General features: G+C 45.6%; 10 protein-coding genes. 5 read left to right on the top strand and 5 right to left on the bottom strand.

Annotated features, from left to right (window positions below; genetic code table 11):
• The 4 genes from KKA81_14890 to KKA81_14875 all read right to left on the bottom strand — a co-directional run.
• On the bottom strand, window positions 1–1273 hold a 1273-nt coding region (locus KKA81_14890), incomplete at its 3' end, for a transglutaminase-like domain-containing protein (protein ID MBU2652213.1).
• A gap of 10 nt (window positions 1274–1283) precedes the next feature.
• Window positions 1284–2111, bottom strand: coding sequence for a hypothetical protein (locus tag KKA81_14885; protein ID MBU2652212.1), 828 nt, complete (start codon window positions 2109–2111; stop codon window positions 1284–1286).
• 394 nt (window positions 2112–2505) lie between these two features.
• Window positions 2506–3096: an OmpA family protein gene (locus tag KKA81_14880; protein ID MBU2652211.1), complete on the bottom strand. Its 591-nt coding sequence runs from the start codon at window positions 3094–3096 to the stop codon at window positions 2506–2508.
• 279 nt (window positions 3097–3375) lie between these two features.
• Window positions 3376–4185 carry an SDR family NAD(P)-dependent oxidoreductase gene (locus KKA81_14875; GenBank protein ID MBU2652210.1) on the bottom strand — a complete coding sequence of 270 codons (810 nt, stop codon included), beginning with the start codon at window positions 4183–4185 and terminating at the stop codon, window positions 3376–3378.
• 59 nt (window positions 4186–4244) lie between these two features.
• Between KKA81_14875 and KKA81_14870 the strand changes: the two genes are divergently transcribed.
• The 4 genes from KKA81_14870 to KKA81_14855 all read left to right on the top strand — a co-directional run bounded on the left by KKA81_14870 (window position 4245) and on the right by KKA81_14855 (window position 8650).
• Window positions 4245–5435, top strand: a complete 1191-nt coding sequence (locus KKA81_14870) for a DUF1214 domain-containing protein (GenBank protein ID MBU2652209.1) — start codon at window positions 4245–4247, stop codon at window positions 5433–5435.
• Window positions 5436–5474: 39 nt separating this feature from the next.
• On the top strand, window positions 5475–6743 hold the full coding sequence (locus KKA81_14865) for a sulfotransferase (GenBank protein ID MBU2652208.1): 1269 nt from the start codon (window positions 5475–5477) through the stop codon (window positions 6741–6743).
• Window positions 6721–7722 (top strand): SDR family NAD(P)-dependent oxidoreductase, encoded by a 1002-nt coding sequence (locus tag KKA81_14860; protein ID MBU2652207.1) that lies wholly within the window; start codon window positions 6721–6723, stop codon window positions 7720–7722. Before KKA81_14865 ends, KKA81_14860 begins: the two co-directional genes overlap by 23 nt.
• A 205-nt stretch (window positions 7723–7927) precedes the next feature.
• On the top strand, window positions 7928–8650 hold the full coding sequence (locus KKA81_14855) for a hypothetical protein (GenBank protein ID MBU2652206.1): 723 nt from the start codon (window positions 7928–7930) through the stop codon (window positions 8648–8650).
• On the opposite strand, the gene KKA81_14850 is transcribed toward KKA81_14855, so the two are convergent.
• Window positions 8643–11396 carry a formylglycine-generating enzyme family protein gene (locus KKA81_14850; GenBank protein MBU2652205.1) on the bottom strand — a complete coding sequence of 918 codons (2754 nt, stop codon included), beginning with the start codon at window positions 11394–11396 and terminating at the stop codon, window positions 8643–8645. The genes KKA81_14855 and KKA81_14850 overlap by 8 nt on opposite strands.
• Before the next feature lie 56 nt (window positions 11397–11452).
• On the opposite strand from KKA81_14850, the gene KKA81_14845 reads away from it, so the two are divergent.
• Window positions 11453–11973 (top strand): radical SAM protein (locus KKA81_14845; GenBank protein ID MBU2652204.1); only part of this gene is annotated, 521 nt, incomplete at its 3' end.

Below are 11973 nucleotides of genomic sequence, written 5' to 3'. Positions count from 1 at the left end.
TCCTGGCCGGTATTCCGACGCTTCGGCATAGTGCGGTCAGTAACCTCGAATGCCCCCCACATTCAGCCTTTCGGAGCTCAAAGGTCCCTTTTGCCGAACCTCCCCCTGGTATCGCCCCAACAATGTTCTTCTCGACCCAACGACTTAGCATTATAGCTGCATCCCATAGATCTTCAGCACCAATGGTTATCTTTTCAGCTTCTCCTTTAATGGAGGGATCATCGGATTCGATAAGTTCTCCTGGCTCGAGATAGATAACCAGGGTACTGTCTGATGAAAAGTCATGGGGAAAGTCCGGAGCCCCTTCTCCATCATATCTGCTGGATGTGGTTTCAAAGGTCCCGGAGATAAGGTTGTTTTCAACGGAACCTATAAATCGCTGCCCCGGACAGCTAAGCCCGCTTTCGCTTATTACCTCGCCGCTCGTCTGTATTCTGGCCTCCAACCTCATTCTTGTGATCTCCCTGAAGTCATTTATAACAAGATTTACGTTGTAGAATATCATATCATCTACGTTGACTTTGGAAGTTTTTCCCATGATATCCCTGTTCGACAATATTATATTCTTGCCGGTGATATAATTCATCGATTTCAGGATAAGTCCATCATCAACATGGATCCAGAGATCCGATGTTTCAGCTGTTGTGCTGTTGAATTCATGCAGTATTAATGCATGATAAATGTTACCGTTGATCTCAAGGGTATCCTTTCCTATAAAAGTATATATCTTCCTGATGATTTGCCTGTGTGCATCATCAAGCACCGAAAAGCCTCTTACCGTCATTCCTTTCTTTGAGAAGGATTTCACTAAATGAGGATAGTACAGAAGGTTTTCAGTTAGTACAGAATCGGATATCATAATGTTTTTTTCACCCTGGATTAATCCTCCCTTGAATATTACACTGTCACCAATAACTAATGTACTTCCCTGAAGATCTATCTTTCCTTGCCGGATCCTGGTTCTTGACATGTTTATCCTCCCTGTTATTGGATCCCTGTAATTTTTAAGAGAAAAGATTATGCTGACATCCTTTCCCATTAGCTCCATCTGCAAGTCATAATGAGCTTCCTGCATTAACATTTTACCACTATCCTCCAGTATCTCCCTTTCCAGGATTCTGGCAAACCCGCAAAGGGTCCCGTTCATTTCAATGGCATAGTACAAAACGGTATCCTCTGTTTCCCCCTGAGAATAAACACCTTCATGGCATCCAGTAAACCCGATAACGGTTATTAGAAAAGAGACTATAACGAATCCTGCAAAGTGTTTCATAATGATAATCTTAAACTGACTTTAATTCCATGAAGATCCTTTCCTCATGGCCCTCTTTATAATAGTCCAGGAAGTTCCGGAAATTTCTGGCAAATGAGTTGCAAAGCTGATCAAACGTAAAACGCTTCGTATACTGCCGGTAATCATAGGGAGATATATGCACGCTAATGTTCCCGTCCTTGCTGAATAGAACATAACTCACACGCGATGGTTCGGGATCTGTCATGAGTGATATACCCAGGGAAAACAAAAAATAAACACCTTCTGACCTAAACACCGGAAGTGCTACATGTTTTGATTTCAATATGCGGCCAAAACCCTGGAGGTCATCAATGGTATATTCAGCACTTCCCGCAGAGTATGGCCTTGCAGTAAATCCCGCGGAGGCTTCTTCAATCGAATCAACCGCCAGTTTGAACAGTCTTCTTGATTTTGCTTCGTATAACTCGTGCCCCTTGAGTAGTGGCCAGGTTAAAATGATAAATATCACACAGACAATGAGGCCAATTAGATACGATTCAAGGGTAAAAAAGGAATTCATGAAGAAGCTAAGGCTCTGTAATGACGAAAAACCAAGCAATAGTCCCAAAACAGGATATACCCATAGCCGGTACCGGAACATCTGGTAAATGCCCATAATCGCAAAAAATAATGCTACCCCGGTGATGGAAAACACAGGGCCCGGATGCGCAAATGGGCTATTATGATCACTAAGCAATCCCTCATTATGCATGTTTGTCCGTATGATCACCTCAACAATTACGAGGATATAAAAGCTAAAAATAGTAATGGGGTATATACGTCCTACAGGCCCCCTTAATTTGTTTCTTTTAAACATATTGTTACCGGATTTTAAAATTCAATAAATATAAACTTCAAAAATAATGAACTATGCAAATATAAGGTAATGAATTAGTTTTGTCAAGAAATTTTTACGGATTGTGAAAAAAATCGTATGAAATGCTCGTCACGATTTATATTTGGCAGTAGATGAAAATTTTGAGTAATCCAATAGAATAAAAAAAATCAACCCTAATCCCTAACCCCTAATCCCTAATCCCTAATCCCTAATCCCTAACCCCCAATCCCTAATCCCTAACCCCCAATCCCCAATCCCCAACTATTTCCTCCCCCTCCCCACAAGATATCCTATCCAGAAACTTATCAGGGCAGTGCCGCTGAGAACGACAATGATAAACAGAAAGTCATTAAAAAGAGTATTGTCCATAAGTCTATATGATCAGCGACATTTCAACCCTTCGATTCATCTTGCGTCCTTCGGGAGTATCATTGGATGCGATGGGAAACTCATCTCCCATGGCTTCCACCCTGATCTGAAATTCATCGATCCCGACTTCGATCAGTTTTGTTTTGATGTGCTCTGCTCGACGCAGACTGTAATCAAAATTTGCTCCTTCCGATCCCCGGTTATCGGCATGACCATATAGAATGACCTTTTTCCCCTGGTTGTTATTAAGGTAAACTATTAAATTCTCCAGATAGCGTTGAAATTCTTCACCTGTTTCTGCTTCGGCGCTGGCGAATCCGAAATAAACCGTCATCGGCCCCGATTTTTCAAGGTATTGTAAGGCATTGGATACCGGATCCGGAGTACGTGTTTCAATAGCCAGTGTTCTTCCGGATGAACGGTTAATTTTTCCACTATTTTCAGGCAAATGGTACAATCCGATTTCTTCATCGTCAACCATGATAGTGGAAAACATAAATACCTCACTGCCTCTCACCTTGCTTACGTAATAGTATGAACATCCCGCCATCCAGAATGCAAGCAAAATGGTTAATAATATGACCTGGGTTCTCATGGGATAAAGATTTTGGTTAACATTACGGCAGTTTAAAGCTTCCTGCATAGATGTATTCTTCCATATGCTTAATTCACACTGCCGCTAAAGCCTAAATATAATACACGATACTTCCAATTGGAATATATATTTATCAGCATGCTATGTTGATTATTTTTTGATATGGAGCATCCTGTTTGACTCCGTGACGTAAATCACAGTATCGGCAGGTGTTTCAGAAGGTGTTCCGGATGGCCGGGGTTGTTGATTATTTGTTGAAAACTACCTTTTGATGAATGATCAACCGGAGTTTTTGTTTCCGTACATTTTGTCCATGGTTGTATTAACGATACCTGCTGCTACCTTCCTGGGAAGCAGACGTTGCAGGAAAAAATAACTCAAACGGTTAAAATATCCCGGGATGTAAAGGTTCTTACTGCCCAGCTTTCTTAATGCTTTTTCTGCTACAATTTCCGGATTCATGACAGATGGTCCGAATTTCGTTCTTGCCGGATTGGTGGCCAGGAATGCCGGGGTTGCTGTTGCGCCCGCCAAACAGGCCAATATGTCGATATTATATCGTTTCAGTTCGAAATGCAGTGCCTCTGCCAGGGTTAGGCAATAAGCCTTGCTTGCGCTGTAAGTGGGCACAAAACCTGTCCCGAACAACCCGGCCAGTGAAGCCATGACAAGGATTCCCCCTTGCCGCCGGTTTTTCCATCTTCCTGTAAAACAATGTACCAGATGTGTCAGCGTCCGGTTATTGATGAAAAGGTGGCTGTCCAGGTCATTATGGCTTTGTTCCAGGAAAGGCTTGACTTTACTATATGCAGCATTGTATACCAGCAATCCGCAGTCGTATTTATCCGAAATATCCGCAATCGTTTCCCATGCATCATCCCTGATGAGATCCAGGAACACCGGCAAAACTTCAATCCCATAATCCGATGAAATTTTTTGTGACAGCTCCTTCAACGATCCTTCCTTGAAATCGATCATGATGATATTCATCTTTCTCTGCGCGAGGCTAATGCAAAATGATCTTCCAAGTCCTTCCGCTGCCCCGGCAACCACAGCCCATGGTCCGTATTTTTCTTTGAAATCAGCCATAATTCTTATTTTTGCGGTTTTCGTACCTCAATGGCAATATTAACCAATTATTTTCAGGAATGAGATCCCTATTATTCGCTTTTCTGGGTTTTCTCCGGTTCTGGCAGCGGTTGTTCCGCAGGATGTCGGGAAAGACCACAGATGACATCTCCACTCAAAGGATCACGACCGGCAAGGCCTGGGACGAATTCTGCGACCGGCTCAAACTGGCCGGCTCTGTTTTGCAGTACCCGGGAACTCCCCGGGATGCTTTGCAACAAGCGGAAGGCATCCGTTACCTTACCCGTCTTACCCGTGCTGCCCTCGAAGCTTTCGTTGAATACAACGATCCGGCCTTCCCTGTTTTTCGCAGGATGGTGCATGAAACGGTGAAAATGGGAGCGGATAACCCCGATAACCATTACTTCAATGCACAAATCAGCGGTCAATTTGAATACAGGATCTGGGGAAAAAGAAACTCCATCCATTATTTGGGCTTTTTTACGCAATACGGTAATTACGGTACTACCGGTGGGATGGCCCCTTGCGGGAAGATTGAGGATTCAGGCCTTATCCTGGAAGACGACGGCTCCTTTGAGATCATCCTGAGCCGTGAACCCAAGGGAAAAAACTGGCTGAAAACGGAAGAGGATACTTCACTGGTCATTGTAAGGCAGACTTTCCTGGATCATGCCCATGAGGTTCCTGCTGAGTTCGTGATTGAGAATCTTGACGGCAGGAAACATCCGGAACCGTTGTCGCCGGTCGCTCTTGATGAAGGACTGAAAACCGCTTCCCTCTTTGTTGCCGGGGCACCTTTGCTGTTTGCCCGCTGGGCTCACGGTTTTAAAAAGCATCCCAATACCCTGCCGCTCTTCGATCCTGAAGTCTCCAACTCCGCAGGTGGCGATGCCTCTATCCTGTATCACCATTCCTACTGGAAACTGGATCCCGATGAAGCGCTTGTCATAAAGGTCAAGCCACCCGCCTGCGATTCATGGAACTTCCAGTTAAACAATTACTGGATGGAATCGCTTGATTACCGGTATTTTACCATTTCCGTGAACAAAGCTGAAGCAAGCTATGCAGCCGATGGTTCCGTTCAGGTTGTCGTGGCGCATAAGGATCCCGGGTTACCCAACTGGATAAACACCTGCGGACATCGGGAAGGTACCATGTGCTGGCGCTGGTACCGCCTTAAAAATGGGGAATCTCCTGTTGAGCCTTCTTGTAAGGTTATGAAATTAAGTGATATAGTTGATAATCTTTAAAAATCTGCATGATCTGTGGTAAACCCCCATTATCAAAAAATGAAAAATAAAGCAACCGTACGCCCCGGTGATTTTAACAAACAGCCTTTATGGTTTAAAGCCCTGAACGATGTTTGGCGCGGAACGTATTTCCTGGGAACCCAAATCAGGCTTGAGAAGGATGATATTATTAAGTCAGCCAGGAAGCTAACCGGACTGTATGACCTTGGCAGTGATTTTTTGGATGAGCCTCTTGACCGCATGCTATGGTCGATCAATCACGAGGCCCAACTGCATCCTGTGGGCAGGTTTATCTCAAAGCAGCGCCTGGTAAACCTGCTTGCCGTGAAATTAAGGGCTGAATACTGGTTTAAAAAGCATCCTGAGATCCTGGATCAGCCTCTTTACCCTGTTTGGCTGATCACCGGCCTGCAACGAACCGGGACTACCAAGTTACAGCGATTACTGGCGGCAGACCCGGATAACAGGGTTCTGGCCAGTTGGGAAGCCATCAATCCTGTGCCGCTGAACGACGATTTCCGGTTGAAGGAAAAAAGAATAAAGAAGGCATGGATGAGCGAAAAGGCATTACGACTTATGGCTCCCGGGTTTTTTGCTATTCATCCTGTTGAACATCTGGCTCCTGAAGAAGATATACTCCTGCTGGATGTCACCTTCCTCAGCACAACCCCTGAAGCTACCATGCATGTGCCGTCGTATGCTTCCTGGCTCGAATCCATCTATCAGGCACCGGCATATGAATATGGCATGAAGCTTTTGAAATTTCTTCAATGGCAGAAACCGGCCAAACGGTGGGTGCTGAAATCGCCTCATCATCTTGAGTTTTTACCCCTTGTGCATAAATATTTCCAGGATGTGCGTATTTTGTGGACACACCGCGATGTGCACCGTTCCATACCTTCATTCCTGAGCATGATGGCACACAGCCGCATGATATTTAGCAATAATGTAAGCCTGCAGGGTGTCGCCGCTCATTGGGTCAGGAAATCAGGATACATGCTTAATAAAGGTTTGGATTTCAGAACCAGCGATCACAAAGAAGGTTTGTTCACCGATATTTTATACAACGATTTCCTGGAAGACAGCCTGAAGTCTTTAACGAAAATATATGGTGATAATGGAGGTATAAACGAAGGACTGTCAGAGCGGTTCCGACATGCGGAATTAATAAACCCTCCCGGAAAGTACGGTTTGCATGAATATGATATTCGGGATTTCGATCTTTCACCTGACGATATCGACAAGCATACTGCGGATTATCAACACTTTATTAAAGACGTATCTTATGGGAAACAGGAAAAGTTATAATAATCCTTTTATTGCTACTTACACAGGGATACGGGATTTGTTCCGTAAGCATGAAAAGGTTGGGACACTTTCACCCGGGGACAGGCTGGATGGTAAAAGGGTATTGATTACAGGTGCCAGTTCAGGATTGGGTTTTGCAACCGCAGTGGAGCTGGCCCGCCGGGGTGCAAGGGTTGTGATGGCCTGTCGCAGCGGTATCCCTGAGAAAGGGGAGGAGGCAAAACGCCTGAGCGGATCGGGTGATATTGATATGGAATATGTAGATCTGTCGGATTTGCAGTCAATTGCAGACCTCGTCCAACAAATAAAGAAAAAACACTTTCCTCTGGATATTCTTATCTGTAATGCAGCCGTGGTTCCGAAAAAAAGCAGTAAAACGGCTCAGGGTCTCGAACAGATGTTTGTTGTCAATTATTTGGCAAAGTATGCTCTGGTGAACCGGCTTATCAGGATGAATTTATTTAACCGTGAAAACGGGGCCATCCCAAGGATTATTTTTGTTTCATCGGAGAGCCATCGTAATCCAAAAGATTTTAACCTGAATGGATTTGGTACATACCAGGATTTTAACATTGGAAAAGTTATGGAACTCTATGGCTATTATAAATTGATGCTGACCACCTTTGCCAGGGAATTATCACGGCGTTTGAATAATTCAGGAAAGACTGACTACTCCGTTTTTGCGTTTTGTCCGGGCCCGGTTAACACAAATATTGCCCGCGAGGCCCCGGCGATTTTTCAACCCTTGCTCAAGCTCATTTTTTCCTTGTTCTTTAAATCACCCCAAAAAGCATGCGAACCCGCGGTTTACCTTGCTGCTTCTCCTGATATGGAAGGTATTTCCTGGGATTATCTTTTTCTCATGGGGCGTAAAATGATTGATCCCAAAGCAGATGATCCCGAAAATGGAAGAAAACTATGGGATGTTTCAGAGGAGGTTTGTAAAAAGACAACCGGCGGTATTTCTATAAGGGGATAATGGAAAAGATGCAGGCTACAAGCTACAAGTTGCAGGTTACAGGTTACAGGCTGCAACCTGCAACCTGAAGCCTGTATCCTGCAACAATATCATTTCCCTCCCGATCCCCATTTTCTCATTTTCTGTTCCCGTGCAAAAAAACATTTGTATTTCATTGCTTTTACGCTTGATTTTTTGTATCTTAACGGCATTCACAGTTAACATCATGCGACGTTTCTGGGTCATATTATTTTTAATTACCGGAGTAGTAACATGGTCCATGTCGCAGGAAGTCTCCAAAGCCCCTCAACCTGTGGTTTCTTATTCCAAAGCTACTACCGTAACACCTGAACAGCCGGTTTACGGTGGGGAAAAGTTTCCTGGAGGCAGCAGAACAGAATTTGATCCTGCCACCGGAAAACCCGTTAGTCTTTACCTCAACCCGGTTTGGCAATGTGGTGAAGTAGTGCTGGGCAACGGTGAAAAAATGGTGGACTGTCTGCTTAGATATAATATTTATGCTCAGCAGATGCAGTTCATCCGGGGGGGAGATACTCTCGCTTTTGCTGATCCGGCAGAGCTGGATTACCTGATCTTCGACGGGCGGGAGTTCCGATACCTGCCTTTCCTGGAAAAAGGGGTTATGCAAAAAGGTTATTTCGAGGTTCTTGCTGATGGTCCCTGCCGTTTGTTGCTCAGAAGGGTCATCGTCCATCATGTAAAGGATGGGGACGATACTTCAGAAGACAAGTATTTCCTGGAGTATGAGTATTACCTCGAAAAGGAGGGAGAAACAGCAAAATGGGTGCCATTAAAGAAAAAGGAGATCCTGCACAGACTTGAAGACCATTCGGATGCAATTAAAGCCTACATCAGGGACAATGGCATGCACCTGAACACCTGCGAGGATTTTAAAAAGGTTGTGGAATATTACAATTCTCTCAATTAGCGCTTTTGGCGCAACGAAATCCAACGGTGGAATTCCGGTTTAGTCCCGGGCTCACCAACAGCAGCATCTGTTGATGACGGGAAGGTTGTGGCCCTCCCTGAACATACCACCAGCTTGATGTCGGCTTGTAAAAACTGCCTCCCTTTAAAATGTTGAAATAATAGCTTCCGTTGTTGTAAATATCGGAAGTCATCTGCCAAACATTACCTGTCAAATCCATAATGCCAAAAGGACTGCCACCCTGGGGAAAACTGTCGACCAGAGTCGTGTGCCCAAGTGCATGATTGCACATCGTGCTGTCGTATTCCATTCCCCATGGCCAGGTCAGTTCATCCTTACCCATTGCCGCGAATTGCCATTCCGCCTCGGTAGGCAGTCGCTTGCCGGCCCACCTGGCATAGGCACGGGCATCTTCAGGACTCACATACACCACAGGATGCCGCGCAAGGTCTTGCGGGTACATGCCTTTTTTCCAGTGCCGAAGGTAATTAGTGGTATCGGCCGGCATATAACCCGATTGCGTGACAAACTTATGGTAATCTTCGTTGGTGACCGGATAAATATCAAGATAGAATGGAGCGACCAGGGTGGAAACAGTATCTGCAGAACCCGGATAGGGGATAAACTGGTCGTCGTTGTTTGCATTCAATGTGATGGCCCCGCCGGGTATCAATGCCATTCCTGCGGGCTCAGGGCCTTTTTTCCATGCTGTTTTCTCTTCAGCCATCAGTAAAGGAGTTCCCGGCTGCAGGTAAAGCACCCTCTCATCCATCAATTCTTCCATTCCGAAAAGTTGCACTACTATCTTGCCCTGGTAATCCCCGAAATTTGCCAGGATGTCCAGTTCATGGGTACCCGGGGCAAGGCTGATATGGGTATTCCTGCAAGATGGCTCGCCCGGCCATATCCGGAGATCATCGCCCTCTTTTGCTGATATGGCAAGGGTATTCCCCTCTATCCCTGCTTCTATAAGTCTGGGCAAAAGGGCAATGCATTCTATGCTGCCTTCACGTCGGGTGTTAATGTCATTGCGGCTGTATGCTTCCAGCAGGACAGGGGCGCAGAGGGTATCACCCATGGCCACCGGCTCCAGCTCCTCATGCCTCCAAAGGCTGACAAGGTGCCTGTCCCGTCCCGGCTCAACCTCAAAAAGCGGTCCTTCATACCCTTCAGGATACATGCTTAGGACAGTATAAATCTCCTTATCCCCTAATGGCCATGAGTTTACCCAAACGCTATCTTTGAGTGTTGGAACCAGTGGGGTCCAATCATATTGCAGGAATGAACCGGTGTTTTCCCGGAGGAGCCGGGTGGTTTTTTCCAGGAAGTGGAAGTCACGCATGGTTTCTTCCGGCCTTCCGGGAGCGTAAAAGTTCAATTCCGAACCGTAACCGTTGAAGAAGGCAATGGCTACCTCCCGGTGCAGATCTATATCCTTGGGCTCCAATACCCTGAATATGGCGAAGTCGGGTTTAATCAGCTTGTTGAGGTTTAAAGGCGGGCTGAGGTAAATGGCATTATGTACCCGTCCGGAAACGATGCCGGGCATATCTTTCACAACGGCCATCCCTTCACTGTACATGATCACTCCCGCCTTGATGCTGTCGGCCGCCCGCTGATATTTCCCGCTCGACCAGCCATGGCAGTCCAGAACAACACCGTTGGCATCCGTAGCTTCAATCAACCTTGCCATGCCTTTATAAGGACTTTCTTTTCTTGTGCTTTCATCCCAGGGATTATAGCAGATATAAAATGCTGTCCCTTCCGATTGCATCTTGCGGCTGATCTCCCTGATTTTCTCAACCCCACCGGATAAACCCGAAAACATATCCCATTGGTTGCGGGGATCCAGTCCCAACCTTGGCCATGTAGGCCATAACCCGTAAATATCATATCCGCCGAAAAGTTTCTTTCCTTCTTCCAGGAATCCTTCAACAGTGTATTCTCCTGTCTTCCAATCGTAAAAGTCTTTATCCCAGGCAAACTGCAGGGCAATAAGATATCTGTTTCGCACCCATTTCAGGTCTTCCCTTTCAAACAAGGCATTGTCGAATGTATCGAGGTCAAAAAGCAAGGCTTCCTGAAACATTTTACGCAGCCCGTTTTGCCATTCACCGTCGAAATAATGAAAGTATATTGTATATTTCACATAACCGCCGGGATTAAGGTGGGTTTCGTAACGATGTTTTTTACCCTCTTTGATTTCTCCACGCCTGGCAATAGCCGCCACCGAGGGGCCTTTTTTTGTATCTAATGCTCCGTAGCCCATTTCCCATGCATTATCGGGAAGGATTACGCCAACAGGACCATGACCGGGCAGGAAAAGCTTTGCCCTGGCAAGGTCCCATGGACCTGTAGACGTGATATACACGTGGTCAGGTTCTTCCCCGAAGGGCACAATGTTTTCCAGGATAAGGGTATCCTGGTAAATATTCCTTACTATCAGATCGTACTTGAAAAAACCGGCATTGCTGGTATCCGGGAAGATTTCCGCCAGGATGCGGTCGGAGAAAAAAACCAGATACCGGGCAGGCTCCTGGATGATATCAACATCGGAGGAAGAATAGGAAAACCCATTGATCGTCATTGTCAGGAGTTGATTGGGCCTTGCCAGCAGGTATTTGTTTTTGCCGGTCTCAAATCCTTTGATCGTCATTCCCTTGCGTGTATCAAGGATGGGGGTCTGGGCGAAACCGGCCATAAACAGGCACATCGCCAGTAAAATCAGGATGGTTTTGTGTTGCATGAAAATTGGTAATTTTACATTGTGATCCTAACAAATATAAGATAAAAATTCACGCGTTGAACCATGTTGAACTTATAAAAATGATCCATGACCTGGATCTGCAGAAATACTTCTCAGAGCTGGATGTTTATGAGGAATGCAGGCTTTGTCCCAGGAATTGCGGCGTGAACAGACTGTTGGGTGAAGAGGGTTATTGTCGCAGCGATGCTTCCTTCACCATCTCATCCATTTGCAATCACATGGGGGAGGAGCCGCCGATTTCGGGTGATAAAGGCATTTGCAATATTTTTTTTACCAACTGCAACCTTCAGTGTGTTTTCTGCCAGAATTACCAGATCAGCCGCAATACCTTTGATTTTAGTGAGTATCGCATGGATTTCCGCCGGGTGCTGCTCTCTATAGCCGGTATTCTTCGCTCCGGGATGAATATTATCGGTTTTGTATCGCCCGGACATGTGATCCCCCAGGTGAAAATGATCATTCGCGCCCTGCGTGATCTTGGACTGGATCCTGTTTTTGTATACAACTCCAATGGTTATGATAAGGTAGAAACCCTCAGGTCGCTGGAAGGTATGAT

The organism is Bacteroidota bacterium (assembly GCA_018831055.1).
Taxonomy (GTDB): domain Bacteria; phylum Bacteroidota; class Bacteroidia; order Bacteroidales; family B18-G4; genus M55B132.
Note: the sequence above shows the minus strand (reverse complement) of the source record. Positions and strands in the feature narration are given on the sequence as shown.

What these genes read in the sequence shown, in the direction of transcription:
- KKA81_14885 (MBU2652212.1), bottom strand. Translation starts at nt 2,111, where the DNA reads ATGTTTAAAAGAAACAAATTAAGGGGGCCTGTAGGACGTATATACCCC.
- KKA81_14880 (MBU2652211.1), bottom strand. Translation starts at nt 3,096, where the DNA reads ATGAGAACCCAGGTCATATTATTAACCATTTTGCTTGCATTCTGGATG.
- KKA81_14875 (MBU2652210.1), bottom strand. Translation starts at nt 4,185, where the DNA reads ATGGCTGATTTCAAAGAAAAATACGGACCATGGGCTGTGGTTGCCGGG.
- KKA81_14870 (MBU2652209.1), top strand. Translation starts at nt 4,245, where the DNA reads ATGAGATCCCTATTATTCGCTTTTCTGGGTTTTCTCCGGTTCTGGCAG.
- KKA81_14865 (MBU2652208.1), top strand. Translation starts at nt 5,475, where the DNA reads ATGAAAAATAAAGCAACCGTACGCCCCGGTGATTTTAACAAACAGCCT.
- KKA81_14860 (MBU2652207.1), top strand. Translation starts at nt 6,721, where the DNA reads ATGGGAAACAGGAAAAGTTATAATAATCCTTTTATTGCTACTTACACA.
- KKA81_14855 (MBU2652206.1), top strand. Translation starts at nt 7,928, where the DNA reads ATGCGACGTTTCTGGGTCATATTATTTTTAATTACCGGAGTAGTAACA.
- KKA81_14850 (MBU2652205.1), bottom strand. Translation starts at nt 11,396, where the DNA reads ATGCAACACAAAACCATCCTGATTTTACTGGCGATGTGCCTGTTTATG.